Below are 14,930 nucleotides of genomic sequence, written 5' to 3' on the forward strand. Positions count from 1 at the left end.
ACGTTGACAATGCTGGAGTGTAATGACAGACTTGCGCGCGCACGCCGCCTGTCCACCCAATCGCCCCTCCGTCACTGACTGACGCACCACTTCGCCACCGCATTTCGTCTCGCTCGCGTCGTCGCGCGTGTCCGCGTCGGCACGTTGCGCTGGTCCTGGCGGCGACGGCGATGGTCGCAGCGGCGCCGCTAGGCGCGCAATCGGTGTTGGGCTACGGCGACGATGCGACGACCGTTCCCGGCGGCACGCTGCGTCTCGGGCTCTTGAATACGTGGTCGCGGTGGTATCAGGAGTACGATGCCGCGCCGGGCGTGCTCATTCAGACTCGGTCGCAAGCGCGGATCACGCCGTTGTCGATTGACCTCGGCATCACGGGCCGGTTGATGTTCACTGCGTCGGTCCCATCGGTGGGCACCACAGAGTCCGCGTTGTATTTCTCCGATCCGGAGCACGGCGATGTCGCGGATTCGATGCGCTCGTTTGACCGGAGCGGCATTGGCGAGACGATGGCAACGCTCAAGTTCGTGTGGCTGGGACAACAGAGCGAACGCGACCGCATCGCCGAGCACGGGCTGCACGTGCGCAGCGCACTCACGGCGAGCGCGGTGATCGGCACCGGCGCCCCGCAACGGCCCAACCAGCAATTCGGCGTCGGGACCGGCGAGGGCGCATCAGGCGTCCAGGCCGGATCGTTCTGGGATTTCATGCTCGGCCACACGTTCTGGACCAGCGTTGGGCTCCGCTTCGAGCACCATCTGCAGGACACGCGCGCGCTGCGCGTGGGTGCGGGCGCGCCGGGCGATCCGTTCGACGCGACGGCGACGCCGATCCAGGTCACGCGCCAGTTAGGCGACGCGTATTCGATCGACGTGACGCCGCGCTTTTCGTTCGGCGAATACCTGTCCATCGGCGCGCGCTATCAGTACGAGCACGAGCAGGCCGGCACGTTTGCCGGCACGCTCGACGTCGTCGATTCAGCGGGCAACGTGACGCACCTCGATGCGGCGGCGCTCGGGCCGGCATCCGAGTTCACGAACCAATGGGTCGGCATCGGTGCGGTCTACTCGACCGTGGCCGCGAGCGAGAACGGGCACGGCAACTATCCATTCGAGATCACGCTCCAGTACCGCCGGTCCGTGTCCCTCTCCAACAACCGGCCAGAGCGCGGCGAGTGGGCTGCGGGACTGCGCTTCTATCAGCGGCTGTGGGCGCTCGGGCTGGTGAACCGCAACGTGCCCGACTCGACTCAGCGGCGGCGAGAACCCTGACGCCGGGCGGCAGCCCGCGCCGGCGCCGGCGCGGCGGCAACCGGCACCGTGGCCGCATCGGCGAGCAGCTCGCGCGCGTGGGCGAGCGCGGTATCGCTGTCTTCGTTTCCGCCTAACATGCGCGCGATCTCGTGCACGCGCTCCTCGTTGGCGACGATGCGCGTGTCGGCCGTGGTGATGCCGCCGCGCGCCCCCTTGCTCACCACCACGTGATGGTGCGCCCGCGCGGCGATCTGGGCGAGGTGTGTAATGGCGAGCACCTGGTGGTGCGCGGCCACGCGGCGCATGGTGTCGCCCACCTGCAGTCCGACGCGGCCTCCGATGCCGGCGTCGACCTCGTCGAAGATGAGCGTCGCAACGCGATCGACGCGCGCGAGAATCGTTTTGAGTGCGAGCATGATGCGCGAGAGCTCGCCGCCGGACGCGACGCGCGCCAGCGGGCGCGCATCGTGGCCCACATTGAGCGCGACGAGAAACTCGACGTCCTCGGCGCCGCTCGCCGCGGGCGCAGCGCGGGGCACGAGGCGCGCACCGAACGTCCCGTCCGCGATGCCTAACTCGGGCAGCAGCGCGTCGACCTCGGCGCCGAGTCGCCGCGTGCCGTCGCGGCGCCGCGCGGTGAGCTCGCGGGCGGCGGCGGTGAACGCCTCGCGCGCCGCGGCGTGCCGCTGTTCGAGCTGGCGGATGTCGAGCGACGCGGTGTCCACGAGATCGAGCTCGGCGCGCGCCGCCCGTCCGGCCTCGAGGACATCGGCCGCCGTGGGCCCGTACTTTTTCGTTAGGCGAAAGATCACGTCCCGGCGGCGCTCGACGTCCGCCAGCCGCGCGGGATCCAGATCGACGGCGCCGGCGTAGTCGTCCAGCGCGCGCGCGAGCTCCTCGAGCGCGTAATACCCGTTGTCGAACAGCTCCTGAAGACGCGACAGCGCGGGATCGATGCGCTGGATGGCGGCCAGCGACCGCTGCAACTGGGCGAGGCCCGGCAGCACGCCGCCCTCCGACTGTTGAAGGAGATCGGCCATGCGCTGTGCGAGCGAGCGCAGCTCATCTGCGTGCTCGAGTCGGCGCGCCTCTTCTTCGAGCGACTCGGCTTCGCCGGACGAGAGCTTCGCTCCTTCGATTTCGTGCGCCACGTGGCGCAGGTAGTCGGCGCGGCGCTCGGCGTCGGCCGCGCGGCGGCGCAGCGCCTCGATCTCCGATGCCAGCCCGTGCATGGCGTCGAAACGCTCGCGCACCGCCGCGGCGGCGGCAGTCGCGCCGGCAAACGCATCGAGGAGATCGCGCTGCGAGTCGGAATCGAGCAGCGACTGCGCCTCGTGCTGTCCGTGCAGATTGATGAGCGCGCGGCCGACATCGGCCAGCACACCGGCCGTCGTGGCCGCATCGTTGATCCAGGCCCGCGTGCGGCCGGACGCCGCGATCTCCCGGCGCAGCACGACCATTCCATCGTCGGTGTCGATGCCGTGCGCGTCGAGCAGCGCGCGCACGCCGCCCTGCGTGCCCGCGTCGAAGACGCCCTCGACCGTCGCCTTGTCGGCGCCGGTGCGGATCACGTCGGCACTGGCGCGCTCGCCTAACAAAAGCGCCAGCGCGCCGACGACGATGGACTTCCCCGCCCCCGTCTCGCCGGTGAGCACGTTGAACCCCGGTTCGAGCGGCAGCGTGAGACTCTCGATGATCGCGAAATTGCGAATACGCAGCTCGGTCAGCACCTGTCGTTCTCGTCGCGCTCCCGTAATCCGCCCCACGTCAGCTTGCGCCGCATGCGGCTGAAGAACGTTGCGCCACGGAAAGTCACCAAGAGCACCGGCCGATCCGCTCGCCGCACGGTGAGCGTGTCGCCGGTGCCGAATGTCGTACCGGTCTGGCCGTCGATCGTCACCAAAAGCTCTTCGGGCCCATCTTCTACTTGCACGACCACCTCGGCCGACGGAGGCAGCACGACGGGTCGGACCGCGAGCGTGTGCGGCGAGATCGGCGTGAGCACGATGGACTCGACGGTCGGCACGACGACGGGACCGCCGGCAGACAGGCTGTACGCCGTTGATCCGGTTGGCGTGGAAACGATGAGGCCATCGGCGACGAACGCGCCTATCGTTTCCCCGTTCACGGAGACGCGCAGGTGCACGACGCGTGCGAATCCGCCCTTGTGCAGCACCACATCGTTGAGCGCGCGCCGCCGGTCGTTCTGCGCGCGCGACGTGCGCGCTTCGAGCGCCATGCGGTGCTGCACGGTATAGTCGCCCTGGGAGAACCGCTCGAGCGCGCTCTCGAGCTCTCCACCTGCGCAGGCCGTGAGAAACCCAAGCCGCCCGAGGTTGACGCCAAGGATGGGGATTTGTCGGCCCGCAACGAGACGGGCGCCGCGGAGCATCGTGCCGTCGCCGCCCAGGGTGAGCAAGGCGTCGATGCGTGTGGGGTCGTCGAGCAGCTCGCCGTCCGCGCCGGCGTCGAGGAGCTCGTTCTCGTAGAACAGCGTCATGCCGAGGTCGGGGCCGCGCCGCTTGAGCGTGAGCAGCACGTCGTGCAGCCGTTCGTAGCGGCGATTGCCTACCACGCCGAGGCGCGTCACCCGGTGACCGCCTCGGTCTCGTGGAGCGCGCGAATGCGGCGAGCGATCCCGGCCGCATCGAGTCCCGTCATCTCGAGCTGGCGCTGGCGCGGCGCCTGGTCGATGAGACGGTCCGGCACACCGTGGACGGCAACACGCACGGCCGGGTCGAGCCGTTCGATGACGGTCGACATGAACGCGCCGAAGCCATTGATCACCGTGCCTTCCTCGACCACGAGCACGCGCTTGTGGTGCGCGAGGATCGCGTTGAGCGTGACTTCGTCGTACGGCTTGAGGTAGCGGCAGTTGACCACGGTGCACTCGATTCCGTCGGCGGCCACCTGTTCGGCGGCGGCGAGTGCCGGGAGCACCATGGTGCCGACGGCGAAGACGGCGTAGTCGCCGCCCTGGCGCAGCACATCCCAGGTGCCTAACGGAGCGGCCGGGATGCCGGACGCGGCGGGCACGGCGTCGGGCGCCGCGTCGCGCGGGTAGCGGATCGAGAACGGCCCGGCCGTGTGGTCGAGCGCCGCCTTGAGCAGCGCGATCATCTCGGCGCCGTTCTTGGGCGCGGTGACCACCATGCCGGGCACGGCGAGCAGGTACGCGATGTCGTAAAGTCCCATGTGGGTGGGGCCGTCCTCGCCGACGAGGCCCGCCCGATCCATGCAGAAAATCACCGGCAGATGCTGGAGCGCGACATCGTGGATGAGATTGTCGTACGCACGTTGGAGAAACGTCGAGTAGATGGCGCACACGGGCCGGGTGCCGCGCGTCGCCATGCCTGCCGCGAACGTGACCGCGTGTCCCTCGGCGATGCCGACATCGAAATGCCGGGCGGGAAAGCTCTTGGCGAAGACGCCGGTGCCGGTGCCGGCCGGCATGGCGGCGGTGATGGCCACGATGTCGCGGCGCTCTCCGCCCAACTCAGTTAGTCCCTTGCCGAACACGGCGGTGTAGGCGGGATTGGCCGTCGATGCGCGCCGCGGCTTGCCCGTGGCCGGGTCATGGCCCGGGGGCAGCGCGTGCCACTTTTCCGAGTGGTCGCCGGCCGGAAACCCCTTCCCTTTCTGCGTGATCACGTGCACGAGGCGCGGCGTGCGCATGCCCTTCACCGCCTCGAGCGTGTCGCAGAGCACGTTGATGTCGTGGCCGTCCACCGGGCCGAAATAGCGAAAGCCCAGCTCCTCGAACAACACGCCGGGCGTGAGAAGGCTCTTCATGCTCTCCTCCCAGCGCCGCACGAGCGTGCCAATGGCGGAGAGCGGGCCGGGCAGCTCGTCGACGACGAAGCCGATGGCGCCGCGCACCCGATTGTAGATCGGATTGCGCTGGATCGAGCCCAGATATTTCGAGATGGCGCCGACGTTGGGCGCGATCGACATCTCGTTGTCATTCAGGATGACCAGGATGTCGCGGTCCGATGCGCCCGCGTTGTTGAGGCCCTCGTAGGCCAGCCCGCTCGTGAGCGCACCGTCCCCGACGACGGCGGCGACGCGGAAGTCCTCGCCGCGGAGGTCGCGCGCCGTCGCGATGCCTAACGCGGCCGAAATCGCGGTGGCGGCGTGTCCGGCGCCGAAGGCGTCGTAGGGGCTCTCGTCGCGCTTGAGGAATCCCGAGATGCCCGCTTCCTGGCGCAGCGTCTCGAAGCGGTCCTTGCGGCCCGTGAGCATCTTGTGCGGGTAGCCCTGGTGCCCGACGTCCCAGACGATCTGGTCGTGCGGCGTGTCGAGCACGTAATGGAGCGCCACCGTCAACTCCACCACGCCCAGGCCGGCGCCGATGTGTCCGCCGGTGCGCGAACAGCTGTCGATCAGCGCGGCGCGGATTTCCGCCGCCAGGGTGCGCAGCTGGTCGCGCGTCAGCGTCTTGAGATCCGCGGGTGTATCGATGCGATCGAGAATGGACATGCCTGAATTGTCAGAGATTGCGAGAGACTACGAGGTACGCAACACGACGAATCGCGCCAGGCGCTCGAGCGACGGCGTCAGCAGGTCCCGCTCGCGCAGCGCATCGCACGCCTGGCGCGTGAGCGCGTCCGCCCGCGCGACCGCGCCCGGGATGCCGAGCAGCGCCGGATACGTGCTCTTGCCCAACGCTGCGTCGCGGCCGGCCGTCTTGCCTAACTGGGCGGTGGTGGCGGTCACGTCCAACACGTCGTCGGCGATCTGGAACGCCAGACCCACTGCGCGCCCGTAGCGGTCCAGCGCCTCGGCCCGCTCACGCGTCGCGCGCGCCGCGATCCCGCCGATGCGTACCGACGCCGCAATGAGCGCTCCCGTCTTCGCGCCGTGCACCCGCTCGAGGTCGGCGAGCGACAACGTGTGTCCCTCGCCTGCCAGATCGAGGAGTTGTCCACCCACCATGCCGCCCGCACCGGATGCACGCATCAGTTCTCGAACAATGGCGCCGCGGGCGCCCAGCGGCAACCCGAGCGCGGCCGCAGCATCGCACGCGGCGCGCGCGGCGAGTGGCACCATCGCGATGCCGGCCGTGGCGGCGACCACCGCGCCGTGCACCTTGTGCGTGGTCGGGCGCCCGCGCCGCACGTCGTCGTCGTCCATGCACGGGAGGTCGTCGTGGACCAGCGAGTACGCGTGGACGATCTCGACGGCCGCCGCGAGCGCGCTCGCGTCGTCGGCGCCGCCGGATGCGCGATACGCCGCGAGCAGCAGCAGCGCGCGCAGCCGCTTCCCCTCGCCCAGCATGCTGTAGCGGATGGCCGCCGCCACAGCGTTAGGCACACCGTCGAGCTGGCGCTCGCACAGCTCGTGGAGCGCCGCGTCCACCGCGGCCCGGTCGGTCGCGAACTGCCCGGCGACCGCGTCAGCCGTCGAACTCGCCAAGCTCGAACGTGCCATCGGCGCGCTCGATGAGCACGCGGACCTGGGCCTCGGCGCGCTCGAGCGCCTTGGACGCCGAGCGCAATCGCTCGACGCCTTCCTCGAACAGGGCGAGCGCACGATCGAGCGCCACATCCTCGCGGCCAAGCTCGGCGACGATCGCCTCGATGCGGGCGAGATCTTCCTCGTACGACACGGTCAGCGCTCCGGCGGCGGCGGCGCGGCGTCGACCGTCGTTCGCTCGGTACGCGCATCGACCCGCCCGTCGCGCAGGCGAAGTCGAAACGCGCGCCCGCGCTCGAAGTGCGCCGCGTTGGTCAGCGCATGACCGCTCTCGTCGGTCGCCAGCGCGTAGCCCCTGCCTAACGTAGCCAGAGGGCTCAACGCATCGAGGCGGCCGGCCGCGACCTCGAGCCGGGCACGACGCCGCACAGTCAGGCGGTCAAGCGCGCCGCGCATGTCGCGCGCCGTCTCGGCGAAGTGCCGGCGCGCGCGCACGGCACGCCGCTCGAGCGACACGCGCAGCTCCGCGGTTCGCCTGGCGACGAGCGCCCGGACGTCGGCCAGTACCGGCACCGCCGCTTCAGCGGCCGCCGACGGCGTCGCCGCGCGCAGGTCGGCGACGAGGTCGCAGAGCGAGGTGTCGATCTCGTGACCGACGGCCGAAATGGTCGGTATCGGGCAGGCCGCGAGGGTGCGCGCCACGCGTTCGTCGTTGAACGCCCACAGATCCTCGCGCGAGCCCCCGCCGCGGCCGACGATCACCGTGTCGACGTCGCGCCATCGTCCCACACGGCGGATGGCGGCCACCAGCTCGCGCGCCGCGCCGTCGCCCTGCACGCTGGCCGGCACGACCACGATCTCCACGATGGGACAGCGCCGCCTAACGACGGAGATGATGTCGTGCAGCGCGGCCCCATCCGGACTCGTCACCACCGCGATGCGCCGGGGATGCGGCGTGACGCGTCGCTTGCGCCGCGGGTCGAGGAGCCCTTCCGCCGTCAGTCGTTTGATCGATTGCTCGAGCGCCTTGCGCCACAAGCCGTCGCCCGATGCCTCGAGTGACGCCACCATGAGCTGCATTTCGCCCTGCGGCGCGTACACCGACAGGCGGCCGTACGCGCTGACCTGCATCCCGTCATCCGGCGGCGCCGGCACCCGGCGCGTGTCGGTTGCCCACATCACGCACCGTATGCGCGCGGTGGCGTCGCGGAGCGAAAAGTACCAGTGCCCGCTGCGATTCTGCGTGAAGTTGGCCACCTCGCCGCGCACCCAGAGCGGCGGAAACGCGCCCTCGACGATGTCCTTGGCCGCACGCGTGAGCTCCGTCACCGAAAACGCGCTCTCGATCGACGCGCCGCGATACGCGTTAGGCGCCGGCTCGCGCCCGCGAGCCGGGGGGCGCGGACGGGGCGGCGCGTCCGGCGCGTCGAACAGGTCGGGCGCGTCCGCCGCCCCGGAGCGCCGCGGACCGGGCCTGGTCACGCCGACCGCTCCGCGGCGCGCACCGTATTGCGCAGCAGCAGCGCGATGGTCATGGGCCCGACCCCGCCCGGCACCGGTGTGATGAGCGAGGCGACCTCGCGCGCACTCTCGAAATCCACATCGCCGACCAGCCGGTATCCGCTCTTGGTCGACGCGTCGGCAATGCGATTGATACCCACATCGATCACCACGGCGCCCGGCCGGATCATGTCCCCAGTGACCATGCGCGGCCGACCCGCGGCGACGATGAGGATGTCGGCGCGCCGCGTGTGCGCCGCAAGATCGCGCGTCGCGCTGTGGCACACGGTGACGGTCGCATTCGCGCCGGCCGCGTTCTGCACCATGAGCGCCATCATCGGCTTGCCGACGATGTTGCTGCGCCCAACGATCACACACTCGGCGCCGCGCGTCTCGACGCCGCTCCGCACCAGCAGCTCCTGCACGCCCGCCGGCGTGCAGGGCACGAATCCATCGCGCTCGCCGATCAGGTTCTTCCCCACGTTCACGGGATGAAATCCATCCACGTCCTTGTCGGGCCGGATTCGCCTAACGATTGCGTCGGCGTCGATCTGCCGGGGCAGAGGCATCTGCACCAGGATGCCGTGCACCGAGGGGTCGGCGTTGAGCGCGTCGACCCGCACGAGCAGGTCGGCCTGCGTGGTGTCGGCGGGCAGACGAATCGTGACGCTCTTCATGCCGGCCTCTTCCGTCGCCTTCCCCTTGCTGCGCACGTAGACCGCGCTCGCCGGGTCGTCACCCACCAGCACTACCGTTAGGCCGGGGACGATGCCCCGTTGGGCGAGCCGTTGGACGTCGCAGGCGACCTCGTCGCGGATCGCACGCGCCACCCCGACACCATCGATCAGCTCAGCGGGCAAAGTCCACCGCCCGCTGCTCGCGAATGACCACTACCTTGATCTGCCCCGGATACTGCAGCTCGCCCTCGATGCGCCGCGCAATTTCCTCGCTCAACGACGTCATGCGTGTATCATCCACGTCGTCAGGATTGACGATCACGCGGATCTCCCGGCCCGCCTGAATCGCGAACACCTTGTCCACGCCGGTGTAACTCGCGGCAATCCGCTCCAGCCCCTCGAGACGCTTCACGTACGTCTCGAACGCCTCGCGCCGCGCACCCGGACGCGATCCCGATATCGCGTCCGCTGCCTGCACCAGCACGGACACCTCGCTCTCGTGCGGCACATCGTCGTGGTGGGCCGCGATGCAATTCACGACGAGCGGATTCTCGCCGTACTTGGTCGCCACCTCGACGCCGAGCTGGACATGCGTCCCTTCGTGCTCATGTGTGAGGACCTTGCCCACGTCGTGCAGCAGCGCGCCTCGCTTCGCCATCGTCACATCGAGACCGAGCTCGGCGGCCATGATGCCGGCCAGGTGCGCCACTTCCTTGGAATGCTGCAGGATGTTCTGCCCGTAGCTCGTCCGATAGTGCATCCGCCCGACGAGCTTCACGAGCTCGGCGTGCAGGCCGTGCGCGCCCACTTCGTACGCGGCCTGCTCGCCCATCTCCTGGATGGCGGCCTCGACCTCCTTGCGCGACTTGGCCACGACTTCTTCGATGCGCCCCGGATGAATGCGTCCGTCGGCTACCAGCTTCTGGAGCGCCAACCGCGCGACCTCGCGGCGCACCGGATCGAAGCAGGAGACGACCACGGTGTCGGGCGTGTCATCGATGATGACGTCCACACCCGTGGCCAGCTCGAACGCGCGAATGTTGCGACCTTCGCGGCCAATGATGCGGCCCTTCATCTCGTCGTTGGGTAGCGACACCGATGACACGCTGATCTCCGACGTGTGCTCGGCGGCTATGCGCTGAACGGCCAACGCCACAATCTTTTTTGCTTCGCGCTCAGCATTTCGTCGCGCGCTCTCGCGAATCTCCCGGACAGTATTCGCCGCCTCGGCCTGTGCTTCCTCGGCGAGGCGGCTCATGAGCTCCGCTTTCGCATCGCGCGCGGACATGCCCGCCAACTGCTCTAGACGTCGTCGCTCCTCGGCGACCAACTTGTCCAGCTCGCTCTCGCGCTCGCCTACGATTTTCTCACGGCGGCCCAGATCGCTGCCGCGACGCCCCAGCTCTTTGTCCCGCTGATCGAGAATGTCGTATTTGCGATCGAGGCCCGTCTCACGCTCCTGCATGCGACGCTCGGCGCGCTCGAGCTCCTCACGGCGCTTTCCGGCGTCGACTTCCCACGCCTCGCGGAGCTTGATCGTCTCCTCTTTGCCGGAGACTATCGCGGATTTTCTGAGGGTCTCAGCTTCGCGGCGCGCTTCTTCGGTGATGCGCGTTGCAGTCTCTTCCGCCGTCGACTTGGCCGCAATTTGCGCGCGATGTTCAGCTGCGCGTCCGGCCGCACGTCCGAGTACAAAAAAAACCGCGACGGCGAGGATGAGTACTACGCCAAACGCGGCATACAGCGCGGTTACGCTCATTGGATCTATGCTCCAACGCGACGCACGCGTCACGCGATCGTGGAAACGCCCCAGGGCGCCGCGGCCAATCACGTAGCTGCTGTCGGCCCAGCACCGACGTAGGGTGCGAGGCGGACAACGCTAACTGCAACCGGCACATGCGACTAGGAGAAAACCCTTGAGGACTTACACAAACTACGCGTCCAAGGTGTCCTCAAGCAAGAGGTAAGACGGACTACAGCTGGTGAGCCCCCTGGAAAACGGCTAAAGGCGGACAGACGGACAGGGCCGGACACCACCGGACGGTGAAAGCGCACAAGCGAGCGGATCGTTAGGCAGCTCCCCGGAATCGCTAGAAAAGACAGTGGTTAATGGGTGACAACAGCAGAAGTTGTCTCAACCTGTTTGCGCTCATGCCGCCTTCGTATCCGGCTGTGTCCGGCCCTGTCCGTGTTGTCCGCCTTTGAGGCTGTCTCCGGCCCTGTCCGCTGTAACCGCCTTACCGTTTTTGCGGCGGCAGCATGCGACGGACTTCAGACGAGATGTTTCGCATCCGCTCGGCGAGCTCCTCGGGGCCCTGTCTCGTCTTGAACAGCTCGGACGTGATCTGCATCGCCGCAAGGATGGCCGCTTTCTGCGATTCGACGACGACCCCGGCGTTCATCAGCGCGCGAATCGTCGCGTCGACGTGCTCCGCGACCGCGCGAGTATGCTCCGGCGTTTCGTCGCTGCGAATCGCGTACTCCTCGCCCAGGATCGTGACTTTCACGGTCGACTTATGGGCGACGCTCATCGATCTGCTCCGAGTTCGTGTTGCTGCCGAAGGAACCGCAGACGGTCCAGGAGTTGTTTGGTGCGTTGTTGTGCGCTGTCGAGACGCCGGCGAAGGTCTTCGTTCTCGCGTTCCAGGTCGGATCGCGCGCCGGATTTACTCGAGCCGCCCGATCCGTTGGACAGCGTACGCAAACGCGATTCCGCTTCGTGCGCCCGGCGTCGCCACGACGCCATTTCCTCTGCCAGCGCGTGGATGAGCTGTTCCAGCTCCTGAAACGCGGCGAGATCAGGTCGTTCGTTGTCGGACACCGAGTTCTCCTTCGAGAGTGCGCAGGAGCTTGTCGCGACGACCCGCTACCTCCTTGTCCCGTAGAGTGCGTTCCGGATGGCGGAACGTCAATCGCCACGCGAGACTTCGATATCCGTTGGGCACGCCGTCGCCCCGGTATTCATCAAAGATCGTGACCTGCTCGAGCAGTTCGCCGCTCGCGCCACGGATCACTTCCTCCACACGCGACGCCGGCATGTCGTTCGGCACGAGGAGCGCCAGGTCGAACTCCGCCGCCGGTGTGTCCGGCAGCGGCCGGTACCGCACGTGCCGCGGTTTCGACGCGGCCGGGGTCGAGTCGTACCGAGACGCTCCGGGCTGCGCGACGAAGTCGGACGGAACGGTGAGCAGCGTCAGTTCGACGCCGAACGCGGGCGCGGCCCAGACGGGCGCGTCGAGCGCCACGCGGCGAACGCCGCCTCGGGTCGCCCCATCGACGGTGATGGTCCAGAGCCAGTCCGTATCGCGATCGGACTCGAGGCCGATCTCTGCCGACGGGTAGGCCGAACGTGCCATTTCGACGGCGAGTCCTTTGGCGTCCCACTCATCGAAATCGGGTGGCCGCGTCTCGGTCCAGTGCGGCGGCCGGCGGTGTCCCATGATAATGAGTGCGGCGTGAAGCTCTTCCAGGGGCAGCGCCTCGGACGACGGCATGAACACCGACCCGATCTCGAACAGCCGCACGTCGCGCTGCATGCGGGCCAGGTTGTACTCGGTGCGCCGCGCGAGTGTATCGAGCAAGTCGCGCCGGAGATACGCTTCGTTCTCGGCAATTGGATTGGCCACGCGGACAAAGCCGATGTCCGCGCCTGTGACGAACGGGAGCGGACGGGCCTCGAGCAGGCCGCGCGCGACGAGCGCGTCGCGCACGCGGCGCGAGACGATCTCGAGCGGCGACTCGGGCACGGTGCCGGGGCGGAACGGCCGCAGCTCGCTCGAGAAGGTGTCGTAGCCGCGGCGGCGCGCCACTTCCTCGACGAGATCCACCTCGCGCACGACGTCGGGGCGCCACGAGGGCACGGTCACGTCGAGCGCGCCGGCGCGCGGATCGACCTCGAAGCCTAACGGCGTGAGCAGCGGCACGATCTCGTCCTGCGGCACGGCCTCGCCTAACAGAGCGGTCACGCGCGCCGCACGAAGCGCGATGCGGCGGGGCGTATACGGCTCCGGGCGAAGATCGCCGGGCGCGCCATCCACGCGGCCGCCGGCCACCGCCGCCACGATCTCGACCACGCGCGCCAGCGCCCGCGGCGGCAGCTCGATGTCGACGTGCCGCTCGAACCGGTAGCTCGCATCGGTGGAGAGGCCGAGTGACCGGCGCGCGCGACGGACGCGCACCGCATCGAAGTGCGCCACTTCGATGAAGATCGCCGTGGTGGCCGCGGTGACCTCGCTGTCGGCGCCGCCCATCACGCCGGCCACCGCCTGGGCCCGGTCGCGGTCGGCGATCACGGTCGTGGTCGCGTCGAGCGTTCGGGCGACGCCATCGAGCGTCGTGATCCGCTCTCCCGCGCGCGCGCGCCGCACGACGATTTCGCCGCCGCCTAACTTCGCCAGGTCGAACGCGTGCACCGGCTGGCCCAGCTCGTGGAGGACGTAGTTGGTCGCATCGACCACGTTGTTGATCGACCGGCCGCCGATCGCCACGATACGCTCGGCGAGCCACGACGGGCTCGGCCCGACGGCGATGTCGCGCATGACGACGCCCATGTAGCGCGGGCATCCCTCGGGATCGTCGAGGCGCACGCGCACGCCGCCCACGGTCGCCGCGTCGGCGGCGCGGGCGGCCGGCGGGATGTCGAGCGGCGCCGCGCCCGGCACCGGCGGCAGGCGCATCTGCGCGCCGACCGCCGCCGCCAGCTCGCGCGCCAGGCCGGCGTGTGAGAGGAGATCGGGGCGGTTGGGCGTGACGTCGATCACGAGGCGCGTGTCGCCTAACGGAATTGCGTCGAGCAGCGGCGTGCCCGGCGCGGCCTCGGTGTCGAGCTCGAGGATGCCCTCGTGGTCGTCGCTCAGGCCCAGCTCGCGGCCGGAACACAGCATGCCGTTGGAGTACGCGCCGCGGATCTTGCGGCGTTCGAGCAACAGCCCGCCCGGCAGCGTCGTCCCCACGGGCGCGAACGGATAGACGCCGCCCGCTTTCACGTTAGGCGCGCCGCACACGACGTCGAGCAGCGTCCCGCGCCCCGCATCCACCCGGGTCACCCAGAGGTGGTCCGAGTCGGGATGGCGCGCCGCCTCGACCACGCGGCCGATCACGACGCCGCGCAGATCCTCGCGCAGCCGCACCATCTCGTCGACCGTGCAGCAGTGCGCCGTGATGAGGTCGCGCATCCGCTCGGCCGACAGGGGAACATCGAGGAGCGATTCGAGCCAGGCGTGTGACGCGTTCATGGCGCGAACTGTTCGAGGAATCGCACGTCCGAGTCGTACAGCAACCGGATGTCGGGAATGCCGTACCGCAAATCGGCAATGCGTCCCGGACCCATGCCGAACGCCCACCCCGTGAACTTCTCCGAATCGACGCCCGCCGACTCGAGCACCGCCGGATGGATCATGCCCGATCCCAGAATCTCCATCCATCCCGTGCCCTTGCACGACGCGCATCCGGATCCGCCGCAGATGGTGCAGCGCACATCCATTTCCGCCGACGGCTCGGTGAATGGGAAGTAGCTGGGCCGGAAACGCGTTGCCGTTGCGCCGAAGAAGCGCGTGGCGAAGTTGGTGAGCGTTGCCTTGAGATCGACGAAGCTCACGCCTTCGTCCACCGCCATGCCTTCGATCTGCATGAACACCGGCGCATGCGAGGCATCGAAGAAGTCGCGTCGAAACGCGTTGCCGGGCGCGAGAATGCGAATGGGCGGCGGATACGACTGGAGCGTCCGCACCTGCACGGGCGACGTGTGCGTGCGGAGCAGCGCGCTCTTGCTCAGATAGAGGGTGTCGTGCAAGTCCATGGCCGGATGCTCGGGCGGAAAATTGAGCGCGCCGAAATTGTACCAGTCGTGTTCGGCTTCCGGACCGGTGGCCACGGTGAAGGACAGCTCGCGGAAGATCTCGATGATTTCTTCGACGACGAGCGTGACCGGATGCTTGGCGCCGCGCCACTGGTGGCGTGCCGGCATGCTGTGGTCGAGCGCGGGCGCGGCCGGTGCGGTCGCGGCGAGTGCGGCGCGGCGCTCCTCGAGCGCCGATTCGAGCGCGGTCTTGAGCCGGTTGACGGCGGCGCCGGCGTCGCGGCGCGCCTC

13 protein-coding genes are annotated in these 14,930 nt (G+C 68.9%); 1 reads left to right on the plus strand and 12 read right to left on the minus strand.

All coding sequences use genetic code 11. The features are described 5' to 3' along the window. Positions 1-170: 170 nt before the first annotated feature. The gene (locus VFW04_11495) at positions 171-1,268 is read left to right on the plus strand and encodes a hypothetical protein (GenBank protein ID HEX5179945.1); all 1,098 of its coding nucleotides are present in this window, start codon (positions 171-173) and stop codon (positions 1,266-1,268) included. On the opposite strand, the gene recN is transcribed toward VFW04_11495, so the two are convergent. From recN to pheS, 12 genes are all read right to left on the minus strand, one after another. After that, positions 1,247-2,980 (minus strand): DNA repair protein RecN, encoded by a 1,734-nt coding sequence (recN, locus tag VFW04_11500; protein HEX5179946.1) that lies wholly within the window; start codon positions 2,978-2,980, stop codon positions 1,247-1,249. The two genes, VFW04_11495 and recN, sit on opposite strands and share 22 nt — an antisense overlap. Further along, positions 2,974-3,840: an NAD(+)/NADH kinase gene (locus VFW04_11505; GenBank protein HEX5179947.1), complete on the minus strand. Its 867-nt coding sequence runs from the start codon at positions 3,838-3,840 to the stop codon at positions 2,974-2,976. Before VFW04_11505 ends, recN begins: the two co-directional genes overlap by 7 nt. Further along, positions 3,837-5,729 (minus strand): 1-deoxy-D-xylulose-5-phosphate synthase, encoded by a 1,893-nt coding sequence (dxs, locus tag VFW04_11510; GenBank protein HEX5179948.1) that lies wholly within the window; start codon positions 5,727-5,729, stop codon positions 3,837-3,839. The genes VFW04_11505 and dxs overlap by 4 nt, the downstream gene beginning before the upstream one ends. Before the next feature lie 27 nt (positions 5,730-5,756). Continuing rightward, the gene (locus VFW04_11515) at positions 5,757-6,680 is read right to left on the minus strand and encodes a farnesyl diphosphate synthase (protein HEX5179949.1); all 924 of its coding nucleotides are present in this window, start codon (positions 6,678-6,680) and stop codon (positions 5,757-5,759) included. Continuing rightward, entirely contained in the window at positions 6,646-6,858 is a 213-nt protein-coding gene (gene xseB, locus VFW04_11520; protein HEX5179950.1) for an exodeoxyribonuclease VII small subunit, read from the minus strand. Before xseB ends, VFW04_11515 begins: the two co-directional genes overlap by 35 nt. A gap of 2 nt (positions 6,859-6,860) precedes the next feature. Then, positions 6,861-8,147, minus strand: coding sequence for an exodeoxyribonuclease VII large subunit (gene xseA, locus VFW04_11525; GenBank protein ID HEX5179951.1), 1,287 nt, complete (start codon positions 8,145-8,147; stop codon positions 6,861-6,863). Continuing rightward, entirely contained in the window at positions 8,144-9,025 is an 882-nt protein-coding gene (locus tag VFW04_11530) for a tetrahydrofolate dehydrogenase/cyclohydrolase catalytic domain-containing protein (GenBank protein HEX5179952.1), read from the minus strand. The genes xseA and VFW04_11530 overlap by 4 nt, the downstream gene beginning before the upstream one ends. Next, a complete protein-coding gene (rny, locus tag VFW04_11535; protein HEX5179953.1) occupies positions 9,015-10,601 on the minus strand; it encodes a ribonuclease Y in 1,587 nt (528 codons plus the stop codon). Before rny ends, VFW04_11530 begins: the two co-directional genes overlap by 11 nt. A 478-nt stretch (positions 10,602-11,079) precedes the next feature. Then, on the minus strand, positions 11,080-11,373 hold the full coding sequence (locus VFW04_11540) for a cell division protein ZapA (protein HEX5179954.1): 294 nt from the start codon (positions 11,371-11,373) through the stop codon (positions 11,080-11,082). Next, a complete protein-coding gene (locus VFW04_11545; GenBank protein ID HEX5179955.1) occupies positions 11,370-11,663 on the minus strand; it encodes a hypothetical protein in 294 nt (97 codons plus the stop codon). The genes VFW04_11540 and VFW04_11545 overlap by 4 nt, the downstream gene beginning before the upstream one ends. Beyond that, a complete protein-coding gene (pheT, locus tag VFW04_11550; protein HEX5179956.1) occupies positions 11,641-14,076 on the minus strand; it encodes a phenylalanine--tRNA ligase subunit beta in 2,436 nt (811 codons plus the stop codon). Before pheT ends, VFW04_11545 begins: the two co-directional genes overlap by 23 nt. Further along, the coding region (gene pheS, locus VFW04_11555) for a phenylalanine--tRNA ligase subunit alpha (GenBank protein ID HEX5179957.1) at positions 14,073-14,930 on the minus strand (858 nt) is incomplete at its 5' end. The genes pheT and pheS, both read right to left, overlap by 4 nt.

It is taken from the genome of Gemmatimonadaceae bacterium, assembly GCA_036273715.1.
Taxonomy (GTDB): domain Bacteria; phylum Gemmatimonadota; class Gemmatimonadetes; order Gemmatimonadales; family Gemmatimonadaceae; genus JADGGM01.

What these genes read in the sequence shown, in the direction of transcription:
- VFW04_11495 (HEX5179945.1), top strand. Translation starts at nt 171, where the DNA reads ATGGTCGCAGCGGCGCCGCTAGGCGCGCAATCGGTGTTGGGCTACGGC.
- dxs (HEX5179948.1), bottom strand. Translation starts at nt 5,729, where the DNA reads ATGTCCATTCTCGATCGCATCGATACACCCGCGGATCTCAAGACGCTG.
- VFW04_11515 (HEX5179949.1), bottom strand. Translation starts at nt 6,680, where the DNA reads ATGGCACGTTCGAGCTTGGCGAGTTCGACGGCTGACGCGGTCGCCGGG.
- rny (HEX5179953.1), bottom strand. Translation starts at nt 10,601, where the DNA reads ATGAGCGTAACCGCGCTGTATGCCGCGTTTGGCGTAGTACTCATCCTC.
- VFW04_11540 (HEX5179954.1), bottom strand. Translation starts at nt 11,373, where the DNA reads ATGAGCGTCGCCCATAAGTCGACCGTGAAAGTCACGATCCTGGGCGAG.
- pheT (HEX5179956.1), bottom strand. Translation starts at nt 14,076, where the DNA reads ATGAACGCGTCACACGCCTGGCTCGAATCGCTCCTCGATGTTCCCCTG.